Here is a 19,067-nt window from a genome sequence, read left to right as displayed (position 1 = left end):
GCGGATCTGCTCAGCGGCTCGCGCTCCGCCGGACGCTACTCGGTGCGCAGCGCCGTGGCCGTACGGGCCTTGGCCGCCCAGCCGGCCGGAACAAGCGCGCCCAACATCGCGATGACGACCCCGCCCACCTCCAGCAGGACCAGCTGAGCAGGGCCGTACACACCGAGGACGGACGACGGCATACGGGTGCCTACGGCACGCCCCATCGCCGGCATGACAACGTGGTGCAGCGCGTACCCCGCCGGTACGCCGATCAGCCCGCCGACCACGCCGATCGCGGTCACCGAGGCGAGCACCAGGCTGATGGTCTGCCGCGGCGACATGCCGATCGCTTTGCAAATGCCCAGGTCGTGGATGCGTTGCCGGGTGTCCAGGACGACGGAGTTGAGCACGCCGAGGCCCGCTACGGCGACCAGCATGAGGGTGAGCAGCACTGCCATCGCGTCCATGATGAGGATGACGCCCTTCTGCTCCGAGGGCGGGATGGTCGTGGCGTCGCCGCCCAGAGGCTGTACCACCGCCGCGAGCTTCGCCGCGAACTCGTCGGCCGAGACGCCGGACTTCACGTCGGCGAGAAAGGTACTGGGCTCGGCCGAGGGGAAGTTGGCCATGTCCGCGTGGATTTCCAGCTCATTGCCCGAGGTGTCGAAGGACTCACCGACGATCCGCAGGTCGGCGGTCTCCTTTTCGTAGGTCACCTGCACCGTGTCACCGACCTTGGTGCTGGTCCGTTCCAGGAAGCGTGAAGGCACCACGACCTGCCCCTTGCCGGTGATCCAGTGCCCGGAGAGCATGTCGTAACTGCCGGAGCGGGAATCCCCTTCGTAGAGGCTGGCCTGGACCGAGCCGGAGACCCCGGCCACGGCGACCTCGGTCTGGAGCTTGCCGTAGTACGACTTCAGCCCGGCCTCGGACTTGAGGGCGGCCCGTACCTTCGCCGGATCGGCGACCTTGGGCCTGGACGTGCCGGCCGTGCTGCTCCTGACGGGAGACGGGCTTGCCGCGTCGTCCACCGCAGGAGGCTCCGGCTGCGCAGGAGGAGCGATGTCGTCCAGCTTGACCGTCGTGACCGTGACCGCGGCACGGCTCTCGGGGTCCTGCGAGGCGCCAACCGCACTCAGGGACGAGGTCAGTCCCACCGCGAAAGTCGCCGCGACCGTGCCGAACGCGACCGCGAGCAGCATCGCGAGGGTACGCACCGGATGAGTGAAGGGGGTGGCGAGGCCGTAGGTCACCGGCCGAGGCAGGGGCAGCCGTCCCATCACCCGATGCGCCCACTGCCCGCGCCCCGTGTGCGGTGCCCGGCCGACCGCGATGGCCTCGACCGTGTGCAGGCGTCCGGCGCGCAGTGCCGGGACCAGCGCCGCGAGTCCCACGACGAGCAGTGCGGCGGCCGGCACCGCGACATCCACCCACCAAGCCGCCGAGAGCGAGACGGTGCCGTACATCTCCTGGGTGTCCGCCAGCAGCGGCACCGCCAGGAGGTTGCCCAGCACAACGCCCACGGCGATACCGGCACCGGCCGGGATCAGCGCCTGGGCCACGTAGGCGCGGACGACCTCGCGCGGAGTGAAGCCGATGGCCTTGAGGATGCCGATCCTGCGCAGGCTGGTGCCGACCGCACCGCTGACCACACTGCTGACGATGATCACCGACATCACGATGCCGAGCACACCGAAAGCCATCACGAACGGGACGGTCGCCGCCGCACCCTGATCAGCGGCGCGCTTGGTGTCCAGCCAGGACTGGGTGCCCAGCAGCGCCCCGGACTTCACGGAGGCGGCGAGCTTCGCCCGGTCGGCGAGGATCTGCCTCTTTGTGCTCGCGGAGTCGAAGCGGTAGAGCATCTGACTCGTGACGGTGTGGCCCTGTGAAGCCAGCGCGTCGACCTGCGCCGAGGTCGCCCAGGCGTCGGCGGACCTGTCGGCCGACACGGCGAAGCCGACGACCGTAAGTGTCGGGGCGTTGGCGGCGTCCGACGCCTTGAAGGTGGAGCCGATCTCGACGGAGGGGCCCTCGAACGACGCGCCGAGCACGATCTCGCCCGGCTTCTGCGCCCACCGACCGGACTTCAGTTCCACGCGGTCCACGTCACCGTCCGGACCGGACCGCCCGACCAGGGTCAGCGTCGGCATTTGGAAGCCCAACTGGTCCACCGGGCGGACCGCCGTGGACGGGTACGGCCCAGCGCTTGCCGTGACCCCGGCCAGCTTCCCGGTGTCCGCCAGTTGCGCCGCACTCGCCTTGGCAGGATCGAACTGTGCGGTGATGTGCGCGCCCTGCTGCTTGTTGAAGGCGTGGTCGAAGGGGGCGGTTGCGGCGACCATGAGCGACCCGGCAACCACGGCCGAGGCCACGGCCATCATCGTGGCCACGGCGATCACCACTGTCTGCACCCGCCGCCGGCCCACCCCGGAGCGTACGACCCGGCCCAGCGCGCCGGTACCGAACAGGCTCATCGGACGGCCTGCGCGTACGAGTCGAGGGCAACCTGACCGTCGACCAGGTGAATCGTGCGGCTCGCGCACGCCTCCGCCAGCGTCAGGTCATGCGTCACCAGCACGATGGTCTGCCCCCCCAGGTGCAGATCCATCAGCAGATTGCGGACGTCGTGGCCCGAGGCGGTGTCGAGCGCGCCGGTGGGCTCGTCAGCGAGCAGCAGCGCGGGCCGGTTCACCAACGCCCGGGCGACCGCGACCCGCTGGCGTTCACCTCCGGACAGCCGGCCTGGGTAGGCGCGGGCATGTTTCTGGATGCCCAGCATCTCCATGAGCTCACCCGCGCGGGCCGCGGCCTTGCGTCGGCTGGTCCCGATCAACTGGGCCGGGAGCTGGATGTTGTCGGTGACAGTGAGGTCGTCGAGAAGATTGAAGAACTGGAAGGCCATGCCGATGTGATCGCGACGGAACCTGGCGAGGGCGTGCTCGCTCAACTGGTCGATCCGTTGCCCGGCCACGAACACTGCTCCATCGGTCGGCTTGTCCAGGCCGGCGACGAGGTTCAGCAGCGTGGACTTGCCGCTCCCGGAAGGGCCCGTCACGGCAAGGGCCTCACCCTTGGCGACGCTGAACGTGAGCGGTCCGAGCGCCGGCGCGCCGGCGCTGTCGTAGCGCTTCGCCGCACCCTCCAGCTCGATCACTTGATGCATACGAGTTGTCCGTCCTTCACGGTCGCGAGGCACATGCCGTTGTCGGCCCCGCGAACCTAGAGGCTGCCGCGGATGGGGCGCGTCGGCCGTGGAACCAACATCAGGCCCTTCCTCCGGAGGATTCGGCCGCGGAGTCATACCTGAGAAGGAGTCCTCTGGGACAACGCCCTGGCCGGACAGGCGGACGCGGGCCGGGCGGAGAGCGCAGCACAATGCACGGATGGAGACGGAAGACCGGCGCAGCCGGCATCAGCAACTCGTCGACGCGTTACGCCCGGAGGCGGAGGCCGCCCCGCTGGCCCGGCGAGCGGTGCGCGCCGATGTGGTGCTGGCGGTCGTACTGACCGTCATTGCCCTGTTTGTGGCGGTGCGCTATCCCGGCGACGGGCCGGTGAACATCAACCCGCCTACGGTGGACGTCGGGACCGGGGTCCCGGCCCCGCCCTCGCCGCCCGGCCCTGGTCAGGTGCCCGTGGAGGAAGAACCCTCCTCCGTGCCCTGGGCCCTGGTCGTCCTGTCGACGCTGCCGCTGGCCGCCCGGCGCCGGTATCCGCTGACCTTGTTCGTGGTGGTGCTGGGCGCGGCACTGGCCATCGGCAGCTCCGCCTCCTGGATCACCGTCCTGGCCTGTGTCATCGGCGCCTACACCGCCGTCGTATACAGCCGTTACCGGATAACGGCGATCGCCGTCCTGGTGATCGCCGCTGCGCTGTCCGGCTTCGCTTTCCGCAACGCGGAACCCTTGCTCCCCGGATGGTCCAGCCCGGGATTCGTGCTCCTGGTGGCCGGGATGCTGGCCAGCCTCGTCCGTTTCCTGCAACTGCGGCTGGCCTCCAGCCGGGACCGGATGACAGAACTGCAGGCCGCTCAGGAGGAGGCCACGCGACGCGCCGTCGAAGAGGAGCGTGCCCGCATTACCGCCGAACTGCACGACGTCGTGACCCACAATGTGAGCGTGATGGTGATCCAGGCAGGCGCGGCCCGCAAAGTGATGGACATGGCGCCCGAGCAGTCGAAGGAGGCACTGCTGGCCGTCGAGGCGGGCGGTCGGGCCGCCATGGCCGAACTCCGCCACGTGATGGGCCTGCTGGCCGCTCCGGACCACGAGAGGCCCGACGGCCTGGAGCCCCAGCCGGGGCTCGCACAGCTCGATGCGCTCGTCGCGCGAGTACGCGCCGCCGGTACGAACGTGAGCGTCGGGGTGTCGCTGCCGCCGGATCCGCTGCCACCGGGGGTGGACCTCACGGCGTATCGCGTCGTACAGGAGGCGCTGACCAACACGCTCAAACATGCGCGCGGCGCGCAGGCGTCCGTCGCCATCGGATACACCGACGACGGGCTGGAGATCGAGATCACGGACACCGGCGGCGCCAAGGAATCCCCGCCCGTGCAGAGCAACGGCCGTGGCCACATGGGGCTGCGCGAGCGGTTGGCCGTCTATAAGGGCGAGCTGACAGCCGGGCCGACAAAGGCCGGCGGATACCGGGTCACGGCCCGTATCCCGCGGAGCACCGTATGAACATGGACCAACCACCGCTGCGCGCCGTCATCGCCGACGACCAAGCCCTCGTACGCACCGGTTTCAAGATGATCCTGGCCGCGGACGGCATCGAAGTGACGGCCGAGGCCGCCGACGGGGCCGAGGCTGTCGCAGCGGTTCGCCGTACGCGGCCCGACGTCGTCCTCATGGACATCCGGATGCCCGAGATGGACGGCATCGAGGCCACCAGGCGCATCCTCGGCGACGCCGGTCCGGACGGAACGCGGGTCATCATCCTCACCACATATGACCTTGACCACTACGTCTACGCCGCGCTCACCGCCGGCGCCAGCGGCTTCCTGCTCAAGGACGTCACCCCCGAACATCTGGTCTCCGCCTTACGCCTGGTGCAGACCGGCGACGCTCTCCTCGCGCCCACAATCACTCGTCGGCTGATCGAGCGCTTCGCCCATCACGACGAACCGCAGACCATCGCCCCGCACCGCGATCTGTCCGACCTGACCCCGCGCGAGCTCGAGGTGCTCCGCCTACTCGCGACGGGGCTCAGTAATGCCGAACTCGCCTCCCGGCTGTTCCTCAGCCCGACCACGGTCAAGAGCCACGTCGGCCGCATCCTGTCGAAGCTGGACCTGCGCGACCGGGTCCAGGCCGTCGTCTTCGCCTACGAGACGGGTCTAATCGCCCCGGGCCGTGGCGCCTAAAGCGCGTTGCGCCAGACACCACGGGCGTCCGATCCGCGGCCCATCACCACTCCGCTCCCGGACCACCTTCAGCAACCGATCGAACTGCGTCATCCGCAGCCTCGTAAACGCCTCCACCCACACCGGCTCAGCCCTCAACACCCCACGCATATGTGGAAAATGCCCAGATCACGGCCTTCTGCAACGCGCTTTAGCATGCGGGCCGAGCACTGAAAGGTGCTCGACGAGTGGCTGGACAGACAGTGCTGTGGGTTCCCCTCAAACAGAACTTGGTCATGGTCCGTGGTCACTCGGCAGAGCACCTGAAGGATCTTGCTGCCCGGCGGAATGCTGGAACATGGCCAGAGATGAAGTTGGGTAGTTCAACGACGACTTGGCGGAGTTCACCTCCGATGAGCCGGGCTCCTTTGGAGAGGCCAGAGGAGGCTCCGCGAATCAGGGATCAACCCTCCCGCGGGGGGCCGGCTCGGCCTGTGGAACCGTATGTATAGCCCGCGCCCGACATCCACATGACCCCCGAGGAGGGCATGCGCGCCCACCTCGACCTCCAGGGCGGGCAGCCGCACGGGTGCTGCCCCCTATCCACTGGGGCACCTTCAATCTGGCGCTGCACCCGTGGGCCGAGCCCGGCGAATGGACCGCCGACGCGGCGGAGGCGGTGGGCCAGACCGTGGCCACACCGAGGCCGGGCGAGCCGTTCGAACCGGGCGCGGACCTGGCGACAGACCGCTGGTGGCAGCCCTTCGGCGGGACGATCGCCCACCCCTGGCGCAGCCCGAAGCCGGTCGAGACGGAACCGAACCCGGTGGCGACTCCGGCGGAACTGGACCTCGCGAACGAGCGCTGAGAGAGCGCGCAATGAGTTCCGATTGGTCGGTGCGGGCCGGCCCCGCGCGCCGTGGGTGTGTTGCTGTACTCCTGCGAATGGCATGCATGCGCTTCGGCAGACACGGCCTGTGATGTGCCGGACGTGCGGCCGAGGGCCGTGGAGCCCTAGGCGGCGTCGCTACGGTCCGGCCGCGGGCGCGAGACAGGTGAACGTCCGGGGTTGGGCGACGCCGAACCCCCCGGCCCCCTGCGCCCGTTCATGACCGGTTCCGATCAGGGGCGATCGATTCTTTGTCCTTCTTCGGCATGGGGCCGAGCGGGTTATCGGTCTGTCGTGCGAGTGCTCATACCAGAGCGGGACGCTCCCCGTGGGACTTTGTCAACTGCCCACCGCACATGATGCGTTGACGACTACTGTGAGTGTCCGTCGGGCGACGCAGGGCCGAATTCTGCGGCTCTGCCGACCGACACCGTGATGGCGTATGCCCGAATCGCGCACCCCGCGCGAGCAAACCGGCCCGACGCACCAGTACGAGGACGCCGATGTCTCAACTCCGTGCACCGGCCGCACGCGCAGACCGCCGTGAGGGCGGCCGGCACGGGCGGCCGGCCGCCCGCCCCGTGCCCGCGCTGCCCGATACGCATATACGGCCCCAACTCCTGCGCCTCGCCGTGCTACCGCCTGTCGCGGTCGCGCTGAGCGCCAGCGCGGCCGTCCTGTTCACGGTCCGCTCCACCGGAGCGCGGACCAGCCTCACCCTGTGGGGCGTCCTCGCCGGAGCCACGGCGGTGACCTGCGCGGGCATCCTGATCGCCGCCGTGGCCGCCGGTCGCGCGGCCGGTTCCGTCAGCGACCGCATCGGCGCGCTGCGCCGCAGCAGCGCGCGCGGCGAGGCCGACCTGCGTGACCTGGTCGAGGCACTGCGCCGCGGCGAGGGTCCGCCCCAGCGCAAGCCGCGCAGCCGGCCCCCGGGGGACGCCGACGACTTCGACCTGCTCGCCGCCGATCTGGCCCGTGCCCACGACGGCGCCGTCACCGCCGTCGTATCGGCCGCCCAGCTCTCCAGTCAGGCCGGCAGCGAACAGAAGGTCGAGGTCTTCGTGAACCTCGCCCGGCGCCTGCAGTCCCTCGTGCACCGGGAGATCTCCATCCTCGACGAGCTGGAGAACGAGATCGAGGACCCCGACCTGCTCAAGGGCCTCTTCCACGTCGACCACCTCGCCACCCGCATCCGCCGCCACGCCGAGAACCTCGCCGTGCTCGGCGGCGCCGTCTCCCGCAGACAGTGGAGCAACCCGGTCTCCATGACCGAGGTGCTGCGCTCCGCCATCGCCGAGGTCGAGCAGTACTCCCGCGTCAAACTCGTGCCGCCGATCGACGGCACCCTGCGCGGCCACGCCGTCGCCGACGTGATCCACCTGCTGGCCGAACTCGTCGAGAACGCCACCGTGTTCTCCGCCCCGCACACCCAGGTACTGCTCCGCGCCAACCTCGTCACCTCGGGACTCGCCGTCGAGGTCGAGGACCGCGGACTCGGCATGCCCGTCGGCGAACAGAGCCGGATGAACGCCCTGCTCACCGACCCCGACCAGGTCAACGTCGCCAGCCTGCTGGCCGACGGCCGCATCGGCCTGTTCGTGGTCTCCCAACTCGCCCGCCGCCACGGCATCCACGTCCGCCTGCAGACCAACATCTACGGCGGGGTACAGGCCGTACTCGTCGTGCCCCAGGCCTTGTTGGGTACGGCGCCGGGCGCCCCAGGAGCCGTGGGGCAACCCGAGGACACCCTGGGCGGAGGGCAGCCGCTCGTGCCGCCGCAGGGCGGGAGCGAGGGTGGCCCACAGGCCGCCGTTCGGCGGGGCGCGGTGGCTCCCGCGCCCGGGCGGCATCAACGACCCGACTCCGCACCGTCCGCACCGCCCGCCGCGCCGGGGCCGAACGGTGGGGGCGGACCGGTGCCGCTGCCCGTACGCGGCGCCCACCCGGAACGGGCCAACCCCGCCGAGGCGGTACCCGGCATCCGACCCGACGACCGGAGGACCGTGGCGGAGAACATGAGCACACCGCCCGTTCCGCGCGGCGGAGCGGTACGCGGCACCATGGGCAAGCCGCCCCAACTGCCCCGGCGCCGCGCCCAGGAACACATCGCCCCCCAACTCCGCGACGGCCCGGCGCCCCGCCAGGACTCCGAGCACACCGCAAGTCACGACCCGGGCCTGATGGCCGCCTTCCAACGGGGGATCGGCCTCGCGGAGGCACAGCAGCACATGGAGGCGGTGGAGGAGGTGGCGGCGACGGCGCCGGAGGTGGCGCCGGAGATGGCGTCACCACATGTGGAGCGGTCAATCCACACAGAGGCGGACCATACGGACTTCTCACACACAGGCGGGATCCATGTGGGCGGGACCTATATGAGCGCGCTCCACACGGAGCCGTCGTACACAGAGCCGCCCCCTACAGAGCAGCCCCTCACGGACCCGTCCTCCTCCGAGCCGTCCCACGAGCAGTTCCTCCAGGCCGACGGTGTCCACACGGGGGGCGTCTACCTGGGCGCCTCCCACCCGGACCCCGGTCCCAGTCGCCCGGCCGAGGCGCACGCCCACGCGCCCGGTCACGATCTCACCGCCCGCCACGACGGGAGCGCATCAGCCGGATGACGACGCGCGCCCCCACCCCCACGGACACACCCACCCGCACGCCGACCCCCACCCGCGCTGCGGCGCACCTTCGTACCCCAAGGAGTCGATCCACCATGGCGAGCGATGCGCCGACCGGCCATGTATCCGATCTCGACTGGCTGATGAGCGGCCTCGTGCAGCGCGTACCGCACACCACCAGCGCGGTACTGCTCTCCTGCGACGGGCTCGTGAAGTCGGTTCACGGTCTCGACCCGGACAGCGCCGACCACATGGCCGCGCTGGCCTCCGGCCTGTACTCCCTCGGCCGTAGCGCGGGCGTCCGCTTCGGTGAAGGTGGAGACGTCCGGCAGGTCGTCGTCGAACTCGACTCGACGCTGCTCTTCGTCACCACCGCCGGCTCGGGCACCTGCCTCGCCGTGCTGGCCGGCCGTGAGGCCGACGCGGCCGTCCTCGGCTACGAGATGGCGATGCTGGTCAAGAGCGTCCGCCCCTACCTCGTGACCGCGCCCCGGCAGCATGCCGTCGAATCCCCTGCGATGAGGCCTTGAGCGTGGCGACGGCCGGCGACGGGCCTTGGTTGGACGACGCGGCCGGACGTCTGGTGCGCCCCTTCACGGTCAGCAACGGCCGGACCCGGCCGTCCATCGCACTCGACCTCCTGTCGCAGGTGATGGCCACCGGTGCCACGCCCCTCGGCTATCTCGGCCCCGAGCACGCGCAGGCGCTCGACCTGTGCCGCGCGCCCGTCTCGGTGGCCGAGGTCGCCGCCCACCTGAAGCTGCCGGCGGTGGTCACCAAGGTGCTGCTGTCGGACCTCGTCGACGGCGGGGCGCTGACCACCAAGCCGCCCGAGTTCCACCACAACCCCACTGACCGGTCTCTTCTGGAGGCAGTGCTCGATGGACTACGACGACAGCTCTGACTACGAGAGCGGCCACGATCCTTTCCCCACCGCGCTGAAGATCCTGGTGGCGGGCGGCTTCGGCGTCGGCAAGACGACCTTCGTCGGAGCGGTGAGCGAGATCGCGCCGCTCAGCACGGAGGAGCTGCTCACCACGGTCAGTGCCGCGACCGACGATCTCGAAGGCATCGAGAACAAGGTCGAGACGACCGTGGCGATGGACTTCGGCCGGATCACCCTCGACCCGGAACATGTGCTCTATCTGTTCGGTACGCCCGGACAGGAGCGGTTCTGGTTCATGTGGGACGAACTGTCCGAGGGCGCGCTCGGCGCGGTCATCCTCGCCGACACCCGACGCCTGGAGGAGTGCTTCGCCGCCGTCGACTTCTTCGAGCAGCGCGGCCTCGGATTCATCGTCGCGATCAACGAGTTCGACGGCTCCTACCGCTACGACCCCGAGGAGGTGCGTGCCGCCATCGACCTCGACCCCGGGATCCCGGTCGTGCGCTGCGACGCGCGGATCTCCAGTTCCGGAGTGCAGACCCTGCTGACCCTCGTCCGCCATCTCATCGAGCACGCCCCGGCGCACGCGCCGAGCCACGGCGCCCACATGTGATCCCCGCACACCCTCACGGAGTTCCTCTATGACATACGTCCACAGGGACGGAGTACGCCCATGAGCTACGACCCGCCGCGTCCGGCCGGTCGTCTGCTGCTCACGCCCGAGGACAAGGAGGCACCCCAACGGAGGCGACGGCTGCGGGGGTTGGGCCTGGGGGAGCACCCCGACCCGGCGCTCGACGCCTTCGCGGACCAGCTCGCCGACCTGACCGGGGCGCCGTACGCCATGGTCAACTTCATTGACGAGAACCGGCAGTTCTTCGCCGGTCTGCACACCCCGGGCGGGGTGGGGCTGCCGAGGCCCGTCTCGGGCGGGGAGCATGCCAAGCCCGAGGTGGGGCGGCAGTTGGCGCGCGACTATGGGTTCTGCCCCCATGTGGTGGTCCGACGTAAGGCACTGGTGCTTGAGGATGTCTGCGACTATCCACGGTTCGCGGGGAACCCGGTCGTCGACGAGTTCGGCATCCGTTCCTATCTGGGGGCGCCGCTCATCGACTCCACGGGGATGGTGCTGGGCACCGTGTGCGTCGTCGACACGGAGCCACGGCCGTGGGGGAAACCGGGCCTGGAGACGATCAAGGCGACGGCGGCGGACTTGGTGAGCAGGTTGGAGCGACTAGGCGGTGCGTAGCGGAGCGCGGGGGTGCTCGGCTCTCGCGTCGGCCGTCGAACGCTGGGCGGGCCGGCGGCGCGAGTGGGCACATGTCCTGGGCGGGACCGCGAACCGCTGGAGTGGTTGCGGCAGTTGGTCGAGGAGACGGGGACCGGGCAGCAGGGTTGCGGCACCGCGCTGGGCTGTCCGCTCGGCAACCCCAGCCTGGGGATGGTGGACGCGGTCGTCGGCGAGGCCCGTGACGCGGACGTCACCGTCACCGGCCCCCGCGAGGCGGCGCGGGCGGTCGTGGCTCAGTTGGCGGACCGGGTGGTGTTCGCGAAGCTGTGCGCCAACACCGGGCGACTGAGCCCTCGTTGGGCCAACTGTCGTGCCCCACTCGGAGCCTGCGCCGCGTGAGTCAGCGACCGGCATCCGTCGGCGCGGTCCGCCGTCCCTGGTCCGGCGCGGAGTTTCGTACCGCCACGGCGTGGTGCGGGAAGCCGATCCGCGGGACGGCGGCGGTCGCTGCGAGGACCATCAGGGTGGCCCCGACGGCGAGCGGACCGAGGGTCTGGCCGACGGTGTGTCCGGCGGTCAGCAGCGCCACTGAGCCCGGGATCCGCAGGTGGGCCCTGGCGGCCGGCGCGGACAGCGTGATGCCGACCGCCTGGATCAGCAGCGCCACGCACAGCAGCCGAGCCGGGCCCACAGCGGAGAGGACGGTACGGCGGTCGGCTCGACGAGCACCCTCGCTCCGGCGCCGAGCCGACCGGGGGCCCTGCCCGATCGCGGCGACGAGGAGGGTCCCGGCGACGATATGGCCGACGCCCGCCATGGTGTAGCCGGCGAACAGCGCGCCGAAGCGCCGGTCGGCTCTGGTCGCGGGCGCCTGCGTGGTCGTAGCGGCCGGCACCTCAAGCCGTAGCTTCCACGAAGCCGCCGCCCATCACGCCGCCCGCCAGTCCGCGACCAGGCGCAGGGCGAGGATGAGCGGCCCCAAGAGCGCGATACCGTCGCCTCCCGCCGCAAGCCCAGCCGGGCAGGTGCGGTCAGTGGTGCCGGAGAAGGCCGAGGAGCGGGCTGATTGCTCCACGTCCCGGTGCCGTTACTCCGCTTGGCCGGGGTCGTTCGGGTGCGGCTCCAGCGGGGTGACGTCGAAGGTCATCCAGGCGTGCAGGGGCAGGGTGCCGAGCACCTTCTCGTGGAGTTGCTCCTCGTCGTCGGCGCGCCAGAGACCGACGCTGCGCCGCTCGCCGACCGGGCGCCACAGCCGCCCCAGATGCCCGGTGGCGGCCAGTTCGCGGGAGCGGACGGCCTCGGCGGCGCGGCGCCGGTCGACCTCGTCCTTGCTGGTGCCCTCGGGGACGGTGGTGGTGATCTCGACCAGGAACTCTCGCATGACCTCGCTCCATTCGGGCCCGCCCGGCGCGACGAAGGTCGCCGGACTCCGGTGCCCTCATCGTGACCCGAGACCGACGCGGGCGCCATGAGAGGGACGGCCTCCCAGCCCGCGTGGCATGACGGGCGTGAAGGGTCCCTCTTCCCGCAGATCAAGGCCCTCGGCCGCGACCGCCGCTCGGTGGCCCATCTCCGACGGAGACGGAGGCATCACCGGTCCCGCGTTCTTCGCCCGCGCCGGCCGCAGCCGCCGCCCGACCTGGTCGCTGGTGCGGCCCGAAAGTGACCCGTCGTCCCCGCAGTCGGTGAACGGCTTCGCGCCGAAAGCGCAGTCCGCCACCAGGCCCCCATGTGAAGGAAACCTGCGGCACGGCTTAAGAAAACCTCGATGGACCCGGGCGCCCCGGTGAGGCAGATTGCTCACAGAATCCACCCCCACCCCCGGAGCGGGCTCGTCAGGCGTGCCCGCTCCCGGGACCTCACCCACAGGAGCCGTAGCGTTGAAGGCGCTGGTCAAGGAGAGGGCGGAGCCCGGGCTGTGGCTCGCGGACGTCCCGGAGCCCGCCGTCGGACCCGGCGACGTACTGATCAAGGTGCTGCGCACCGGGATCTGCGGCACGGACCTGCACATCCGGTCCTGGGACGGCTGGGCGCGGCAGACGATCCGTACACCGCTGGTGCTCGGGCACGAGTTCGTCGGCGAGGTGGTGGAGACCGGCCGGGACGTCGTCGACATCAAGGCCGGTGACCGGGTGAGCGGCGAGGGCCATCTGGTGTGCGGCAAGTGCCGCAACTGCCTTGCCGGGCGCCGCCACTTGTGCCGCGCCACGGTCGGACTCGGCGTCGGCCGCGACGGCGCCTTCGCGGAGTACGTCGCGCTGCCCGCCGCCAATGTGTGGGTGCACCGCGTCCCCGTGGACCTCGATGTCGCCGCGATCTTCGACCCGTTCGGCAACGCCGTGCACACCGCGCTGTCCTTCCCGCTGGTCGGTGAGGACGTGCTGATCACCGGTGCGGGTCCGATCGGCCTGATGGCGGCGGCAGTTGCCCGGCACGCCGGTGCGCGCAACGTCGTGGTGACCGATGTGAGCGAGGAACGTCTCGCTCTCGCACGCAAGATCGGCGTGAGTCTGGCACTCAATGTGACAGACGCTCAGATCGCCGACGGGCAGCGGGAGTTGGGGCTCCGCGAAGGCTTCGACATCGGCCTTGAGATGTCCGGCCGTCCCGAGGCCCTGCGCGACATGATCGCCAATATGACGCACGGCGGCCGGATCGCGATGCTGGGGCTGCCCGCCGAGGAGTTCCCGGTCGACTGGTCCCGCGTCGTCACCTCGATGATCACCATCAAGGGCATCTACGGCCGTGAGATGTTCGAGACCTGGTACGCGATGTCCGTCCTGCTGGAGGGCGGCCTGGACCTCGCGCCCGTGATCACAGGGCGGTATGGATACCGCGACTTCGAGGCGGCGTTCGCGGACGCGGCGAGCGGACGCGGCGGCAAGGTCATCCTGGACTGGGCTCCGTAGTACGGGAACTGGACTCCGTAGTAGGGAACTGGACTCTGTAGTAAGGGAATTGATGATGTTCGACTCCGTGCGCGACGACCTCCGCACCACCCTCGACGAGATCCGCGCCGCCGGACTCCACAAGCCCGAGCGCGTGATCGGCTCCCCGCAGTCGGCGACCGTGAACGTCACCGCGGGCGGCCGCCCCGGCGAGGTCCTCAACTTCTGCGCCAACAACTACCTCGGCCTCGCCGACCACCCCGAGGTCGTCGCGGCCGCCCACGAGGCCCTGGACCGCTGGGGCTACGGCATGGCCTCCGTGCGCTTCATCTGCGGAACCCAGGAGGTCCACAAGGAACTCGAGGCCCGCCTCTCCGCGTTCCTCGGCCAGGAGGACACGATCCTCTACTCCTCCTGTTTCGACGCCAACGGCGGTGTCTTCGAAACCCTGTTGGGCCCGGAGGACGCGGTCATCTCGGACGCCCTCAACCACGCGTCGATCATCGACGGCATCCGCCTCTCCAAGGCCCGCCGCTACCGGTACGCGAACCGCGACATGGCCGATCTGGAACGGCAGTTGAAGGAATCCGCGAGTGCCCGCCGCAAACTGATCGTAACCGACGGCGTCTTCTCCATGGACGGTTATGTCGCACCGCTGCGCGAGATCTGCGACCTCGCCGACCGCTACGACGCGATGGTCATGGTCGACGACTCGCACGCCGTCGGCTTCGTCGGCCCCGGTGGTCGGGGCACCCCCGAACTGCACGGCGTCATGGACCGCGTCGACATCATCACCGGCACCCTCGGCAAGGCCCTCGGCGGAGCCTCCGGCGGCTACGTCGCCGCCCGCGCCGAGATCGTCGCCCTGCTGCGCCAGCGCTCCCGGCCGTACCTCTTCTCGAACACCCTCGCCCCGGTGATCGCCGCGGCCTCGCTCAAGGTTCTCGACCTGCTGGAGTCGGCGGACGACCTGCGCGTCCACCTCGCCGAGAACACCGCCCTCTTCCGCCGCCGGATGACCGAGGAGGGCTTCGACATCCTCCCCGGCGACCACGCCATCGCCCCCGTCATGATCGGTGACGCGGCGGTGGCCGGCCGGATGGCGGAGCTGCTGCTGGAGCGGGGCGTGTACGTGATCGGCTTCTCGTACCCGGTCGTCCCGCAGGGCAAGGCCCGTATCCGGGTCCAGCTGTCCGCCGCGCACTCCACCCAGGACGTGAACCGGGCGGTGGACGCGTTCGTCGCGGCGCGGGCGGTGCTGGACGCCTGATCCGATCGTCCCGGGCCAGGGGCGTCCCGACCTCGGACATATTGCGATAATCGATCCCATGATCGAAGCGCGGCGGCTCCACATCCTCCGTGCGGTGGCCGACCACCGCACCGTGACGGCGGCGGCCGCCGCGCTGTATCTCACCCCCTCGGCGGTCTCCCAGCAACTCGCCGCCCTGGAGCAGGAGACCGGCCACCGCCTGGTCGAGCGTGGTGCCAAGGGCGTACGGCTCACCCCGGCGGGCGAGATCCTGCTCAGCCACACCAACGTCGTCCTGGCCCAGCTGGAGCGGGCCGAGGCGGAACTCGCTGCCTACGGCTCGGGCGCGGCCGGCACGGTCACCGTCGCCGCCTTCGCGACCGGCATCGCGGAGGTCGTGGCGCCCGCGGTGTCCCGCCTCTCCCTCCTCGCGCCCGGTATCCGCCTCCGCGTCCAGGATGCCGAGGGCGACGCCAGTCTGCCGATGGTGCTGGACCGGCAGGTGGATGTCGCGGTCGCCGTCGAGTACCGCGGGGCCCCGCCCGCCGACGACCCGCGGCTGATCCATGTGCCGCTCTACGCCGAGCCGTTCGACGCGGTCGTCCCGGTCGCCCACCGCCTCGCCGACGCCACCGAGGTCCCCCTCGCCGAGCTCGCCAAGGACCCGTGGATCGGCCCGTACCCCGGCAACCCCTGCCACGAGGTCACCGTCCTGGCCTGCGAGAACGCCGGATTCCAGCCCCGCCTCGAACACTCCTCCGACGACTTCCGCGCCGTGGTCGCCCTCGCCGCGGCCGGCGCGGGCGTGGCCCTCGTCCCCCGCTCGGCGCTGCGCGGCACGGACCTGACGGGCGTGGTCGTCCGGCCCGTCGACGGGGTGGCCCCGACCCGCCGGGTCTTCGCGGCCGTACGACGCGGCACGGAGGAGCACCCGCTGATCCGCCCGGTACTGGACGCGCTGGAAGAGGTCGCGCGGACGTAACCCGCGCGTTTCATATCTGGGATATCGTCCCGAATATGAAACCCGACGACCTGGTGGCGGCCTCGGACCCCGTGGACGTCCGGCTCGGCGCCCGGCTGGCCGAGCTGCGCGCCGAACACGGCTGGTCCCTGGGCGAGTTGGCGGAACGCACCGGGGTGAGCCGTTCGACCCTCTCCCGTGCCGAACGCGCCGAGATCAGCCCCACCGCCTCCCTCCTCAACCGCCTGTGCGGTGTCTACGGCCGCACCATGTCCCGCCTCCTCAGCGAGGTGGAGGCCGAACCCGCCCTGCTGGTACGAGCCGCCGAGCAACCCGTGTGGGAGGACCACACCTCCGGTTTCCTACGACGATCCGTGTCGCCCCCGCACACCGGACTGCGCGGCGAACTCGTCGAGGGACGGCTCGGGGCGGGCGCCGACATCGCCTACGACCGGCCGCCCGTGCCCGGTCTGGAACAGCACATCTGGGTCCTGGAGGGCGCCCTCGATGTGACGGCCCAGGACGTCGAGCACCACCTGGACGCCGGCGACTGTCTGCGGTTGCGGGTGTGGGGGCCGACGCGGTTCCGGTGCTCGGGCCGGGACGAGGCGCGCTATGTGCTGGCGGTGGTGCTGCCGTGAGGGTGACGCGTCTGGAAGGGCCTCAACTCCTCTCCCTCCTCGATGAGTTGGCGGATCTGCTGACCGACACCGTGGACGATGGCGCCTCGGTGGGCTTCCTCGCACCGCTCGGCCGTACGGCCGCCGTCGAGTGGTGGCGGGAGCGTGCCGACGGTGTGGCCGCCGGGCAACTCGCCGTGTGGGCGGCCCTCAGCGACGACCGGGTCGTCGGCACGGTGAGTCTCGCCTTCCCCGCCAAGCCGAACACCCGCCATCGCGCCGAACTGGTCAAGCTGATGGTGCACCGGGAGGCCAGAGGAAAGGGCCTCGGCCGCCGGCTCCTGACCGTCGCCGAGGACGCGGCCGTCGCCGCCGGCATCACTCTCCTCCACCTGGACACCGAGACGGACAGTCCGGCCGAGCACCTCTACCGCTCGGCAGGCTGGACCCGGGCCGGTGTGATCCCGGACTACGCGACGAGCCCGGGCGGCGTGCTGCGACCGACCACGCTCTACTACAAGCGCGTGGGAGAGAACGCGGAGACAGGCACTCCCACCAGGTGATTGTCAGTGGCAGCCGCTATGTTGCGTCTCATGCCGGATGCCGAAGACGTACGCCGTATCGCCCTCTCCCTCCCGGACACGACGGAGAAGGTCGCCTGGAACATGCCCACGTTCCGGGTGGCCGGGAAGATGTTCGTCACCGTGCCCGACGAGGAGACCTCCATCGCCGTGCGCTGCCCCAAGGAGGAGCGCGACGAACTGGTGCTGGCCGAGCCCGGGAAGTTCTGGATCGCCGACCACGAGGCGGGTTTCGCCTGGGTCCGGGCCCGCCTCGCCGCGCTGGAGAGCGAGGACGAACTGCGCGACATCCTCGCCGACTCCTGGCGCCAGGCGGCCCCGCCCCGACTCCTCGAGGCCTACCCGGAGTTGGGCCTTCCGTCCGGCGACTGACCGAAACTCCTTCGGGCGTTGTCAGTGGTGCGTGGCATCATCGGGAGGAGGAGTGGGAGCCGGGCCGGAGGGGGATCCGGCTCCGCCCGCGCGGGAGCCGGGGCGGGCTTCAGGGAGGGGGCGGCGGGGCATGACGGGGAGCGTCGGCAGTGGTGAACGGCCGGTCTGGTCAAGGGACTTCGCGCTGTTCTTCGTGGCACGCGCGATCGCCCGGCTCGGCGACACCATGCTGCCCGTGGCCCTCGCCGCAGGCCTGCTGGAACACGGGTACGGCGCGGGCGCGGTCGGCCTCGCCATGGCCTCGACGGCCGCCGCCTTCGCGGGACTTGTCGTCTTCGGCGGTGTGATCGCGGACCGCTTCAGCACCCGAAAGCTGATGATCGGCGCCGACCTGGTGCGCCTCGGCACCCAGTCCCTCGCCGCCGCACTCTTCTTCACCGGCCATGTCGTGCTCTGGGAGATCTGCGCGATCGGCTTCGTCAACGGCGTGGCGGGCGCGGTCTTCCAGCCCGGCGTGGCGAGCACGGTGCCGAGGCTCGCCTCCGACATCCAGGGCGCGAACGGCGCGATACGCACCGCCGAGTCCGCCGCCCAACTCGCGGGTCCGGCGGTGGCGGGCGTGCTCGTCGGATTCGCCTCGCCCGGAGGCGTGTTCGCGGCCCACGCCGCCACCTACGCCGTGAGCGCGCTCTGCCTGCTGCTGCTCCGACTGCCCCCGCTCGCGCCGGGCAGCCGCGAACCCGGGCACGGGACGGGCGCTTTCAAGGCCGATCTGGTCGAGGGATGGCGGGAGTTCAGCTCCCGCACCTGGCTCTGGGGGGTCATCGCCGTCTGGTGCCTCTACATGATCGCCGTCTGGGGCCCGACCGTCCCGCTGGTGGCGACCCAGGTGGTGCAACAACACGGCCCGCGCGCCTACGGCCTGGTCAACTCGGCCCTCGGCGCGGGCACCGTCGTAGGCGGACTGCTGGCCCTGCGGCTGCGCCCCCGCCGGATGCTGCGCGCCGGCGCGATCGCCCTCTTCGCCTTCGCCGGTTTCCCGGCGACCGTCGGAGCGGGGCTCGGTGTACCGGCCATGGCGGCCGGCGCCGCTGTCGCCGGGACGGGCATGTCGTTCTGGGGAGTGATGTGGGCGACCACCGTCCAGACACAGGTCCCACCGGACGTCCTCAACCGCATCCACGCGTACGACGTGGCGGGCTCCCTCGCGATGATGCCGGTCGGCCAGGCCCTGGCAGGCCCGGCAGCCGGGGCCCTCGGCACCGACCATGTGCTCCTCGTCGCGGGGGCGATGAGCTTCGTCGTGCCGACCGCTCTGCTCCTGATACGTGCGGTACGGGGGCTGATACGCGCCGACGCGATCGCGGTCGGTGCGAACGGCCCGGGCGACGCGGTGATAGTCGAGAGGGCGTGCCCGCAAGAGAGTTGAGAGCGCCTGCGCCG

The 19,067-nt window shown here is 70.9% G+C and carries 20 protein-coding genes and 2 pseudogenes; 16 read left to right on the top strand and 6 right to left on the bottom strand.

Going from position 1 to position 19,067, the window contains the following annotated elements; genetic code table 11:
• Window positions 1–35 precede the first annotated feature (35 nt).
• Window positions 36–2,459, bottom strand: a complete 2,424-nt coding sequence (locus ABZT04_RS27325) for an FtsX-like permease family protein (protein ID WP_356059625.1) — start codon at window positions 2,457–2,459, stop codon at window positions 36–38.
• Complete coding sequence (locus ABZT04_RS27320; protein ID WP_356059624.1) at window positions 2,456–3,148, bottom strand: ABC transporter ATP-binding protein; 693 nt, start codon at window positions 3,146–3,148, stop codon at window positions 2,456–2,458. The genes ABZT04_RS27325 and ABZT04_RS27320 overlap by 4 nt, the downstream gene beginning before the upstream one ends.
• Before the next feature lie 220 nt (window positions 3,149–3,368).
• Here ABZT04_RS27320 and ABZT04_RS27315 point away from each other — a divergent pair, with 220 nt between their 5' ends.
• Window positions 3,369–4,667: a histidine kinase gene (locus ABZT04_RS27315; RefSeq protein WP_356059623.1), complete on the top strand. Its 1,299-nt coding sequence runs from the start codon at window positions 3,369–3,371 to the stop codon at window positions 4,665–4,667.
• Window positions 4,664–5,350, top strand: coding sequence for a response regulator transcription factor (locus ABZT04_RS27310; protein ID WP_356059622.1), 687 nt, complete (start codon window positions 4,664–4,666; stop codon window positions 5,348–5,350). Before ABZT04_RS27315 ends, ABZT04_RS27310 begins: the two co-directional genes overlap by 4 nt.
• On the opposite strand, the pseudogene ABZT04_RS27305 reads toward ABZT04_RS27310, so the two are convergent.
• A pseudogene (locus ABZT04_RS27305) lies at window positions 5,348–5,500 on the bottom strand (IS5/IS1182 family transposase); the annotation flags it as partial. The gene ABZT04_RS27310 and the pseudogene ABZT04_RS27305 overlap by 3 nt on opposite strands.
• Before the next feature lie 347 nt (window positions 5,501–5,847).
• On the opposite strand from ABZT04_RS27305, the pseudogene ABZT04_RS27300 reads away from it, so the two are divergent.
• The 7 genes and pseudogenes from ABZT04_RS27300 to ABZT04_RS27270 form a co-directional block, all read left to right on the top strand.
• Window positions 5,848–6,197: pseudogene (locus ABZT04_RS27300) on the top strand (MBL fold metallo-hydrolase); the annotation flags it as partial.
• Window positions 6,198–6,721: 524 nt separating this feature from the next.
• Window positions 6,722–8,836 (top strand): ATP-binding protein, encoded by a 2,115-nt coding sequence (locus tag ABZT04_RS27295; protein WP_356059621.1) that lies wholly within the window; start codon window positions 6,722–6,724, stop codon window positions 8,834–8,836.
• A 95-nt stretch (window positions 8,837–8,931) separates the two neighbouring features.
• Window positions 8,932–9,366: a roadblock/LC7 domain-containing protein gene (locus ABZT04_RS27290; RefSeq protein WP_356059620.1), complete on the top strand. Its 435-nt coding sequence runs from the start codon at window positions 8,932–8,934 to the stop codon at window positions 9,364–9,366.
• Window positions 9,367–9,368: 2 nt separating this feature from the next.
• A complete protein-coding gene (locus ABZT04_RS27285) occupies window positions 9,369–9,740 on the top strand; it encodes a DUF742 domain-containing protein (RefSeq protein WP_355920263.1) in 372 nt (123 codons plus the stop codon).
• Entirely contained in the window at window positions 9,718–10,335 is a 618-nt protein-coding gene (locus ABZT04_RS27280; RefSeq protein ID WP_355920057.1) for an ATP/GTP-binding protein, read from the top strand. Before ABZT04_RS27285 ends, ABZT04_RS27280 begins: the two co-directional genes overlap by 23 nt.
• A gap of 60 nt (window positions 10,336–10,395) precedes the next feature.
• Window positions 10,396–10,971 (top strand): GAF domain-containing protein, encoded by a 576-nt coding sequence (locus ABZT04_RS27275; protein WP_356059619.1) that lies wholly within the window; start codon window positions 10,396–10,398, stop codon window positions 10,969–10,971.
• 63 nt (window positions 10,972–11,034) lie between these two features.
• Window positions 11,035–11,352, top strand: coding sequence for a hypothetical protein (locus ABZT04_RS27270; protein WP_356059618.1), 318 nt, complete (start codon window positions 11,035–11,037; stop codon window positions 11,350–11,352).
• Window position 11,353: 1 nt separating this feature from the next.
• Here ABZT04_RS27270 and ABZT04_RS27265 read toward each other — a convergent pair whose 3' ends face one another.
• Genes ABZT04_RS27265 through ABZT04_RS27255 form a run of 3 tightly spaced genes read right to left on the bottom strand, consistent with a single transcriptional unit; the run spans window position 11,354 to window position 12,334 of the window.
• Entirely contained in the window at window positions 11,354–11,848 is a 495-nt protein-coding gene (locus ABZT04_RS27265) for a hypothetical protein (RefSeq protein WP_356059617.1), read from the bottom strand.
• Between the two features lie 33 nt (window positions 11,849–11,881).
• Window positions 11,882–12,028, bottom strand: coding sequence for a hypothetical protein (locus ABZT04_RS27260; protein WP_356059616.1), 147 nt, complete (start codon window positions 12,026–12,028; stop codon window positions 11,882–11,884).
• 12 nt (window positions 12,029–12,040) lie between these two features.
• Complete coding sequence (locus ABZT04_RS27255) at window positions 12,041–12,334, bottom strand: muconolactone Delta-isomerase family protein (RefSeq protein ID WP_356059615.1); 294 nt, start codon at window positions 12,332–12,334, stop codon at window positions 12,041–12,043.
• 499 nt (window positions 12,335–12,833) lie between these two features.
• Between ABZT04_RS27255 and tdh the strand changes: the two genes are divergently transcribed.
• The 7 genes from tdh (at window position 12,834) to ABZT04_RS27220 (ending at window position 19,053) form a co-directional block, all read left to right on the top strand.
• Window positions 12,834–13,862: an L-threonine 3-dehydrogenase gene (gene tdh / locus ABZT04_RS27250; RefSeq protein WP_356059614.1), complete on the top strand. Its 1,029-nt coding sequence runs from the start codon at window positions 12,834–12,836 to the stop codon at window positions 13,860–13,862.
• Between the two features lie 55 nt (window positions 13,863–13,917).
• The gene (locus tag ABZT04_RS27245) at window positions 13,918–15,111 is read left to right on the top strand and encodes a glycine C-acetyltransferase (RefSeq protein WP_356059650.1); all 1,194 of its coding nucleotides are present in this window, start codon (window positions 13,918–13,920) and stop codon (window positions 15,109–15,111) included.
• Window positions 15,112–15,169: 58 nt separating this feature from the next.
• Window positions 15,170–16,072 (top strand): LysR family transcriptional regulator, encoded by a 903-nt coding sequence (locus ABZT04_RS27240; RefSeq protein ID WP_356059613.1) that lies wholly within the window; start codon window positions 15,170–15,172, stop codon window positions 16,070–16,072.
• Window positions 16,073–16,107: 35 nt separating this feature from the next.
• Entirely contained in the window at window positions 16,108–16,692 is a 585-nt protein-coding gene (locus tag ABZT04_RS27235; protein ID WP_356059612.1) for an XRE family transcriptional regulator, read from the top strand.
• Window positions 16,689–17,234, top strand: coding sequence for a GNAT family N-acetyltransferase (locus ABZT04_RS27230; protein ID WP_356059611.1), 546 nt, complete (start codon window positions 16,689–16,691; stop codon window positions 17,232–17,234). The genes ABZT04_RS27235 and ABZT04_RS27230 overlap by 4 nt, the downstream gene beginning before the upstream one ends.
• Before the next feature lie 30 nt (window positions 17,235–17,264).
• Window positions 17,265–17,624, top strand: coding sequence for an MmcQ/YjbR family DNA-binding protein (locus ABZT04_RS27225; protein ID WP_356059610.1), 360 nt, complete (start codon window positions 17,265–17,267; stop codon window positions 17,622–17,624).
• A 130-nt stretch (window positions 17,625–17,754) separates the two neighbouring features.
• Window positions 17,755–19,053 carry an MFS transporter gene (locus ABZT04_RS27220; protein WP_356059609.1) on the top strand — a complete coding sequence of 433 codons (1,299 nt, stop codon included), beginning with the start codon at window positions 17,755–17,757 and terminating at the stop codon, window positions 19,051–19,053.
• Window positions 19,054–19,067: the final 14 nt, after the last annotated feature.

The sequence above is a fragment of the Streptomyces sp. NPDC005492 genome (assembly GCF_040605995.1).
GTDB lineage: Bacteria > Actinomycetota > Actinomycetes > Streptomycetales > Streptomycetaceae > Streptomyces.
Note: the sequence above shows the minus strand (reverse complement) of the source record. Positions and strands in the feature narration are given on the sequence as shown.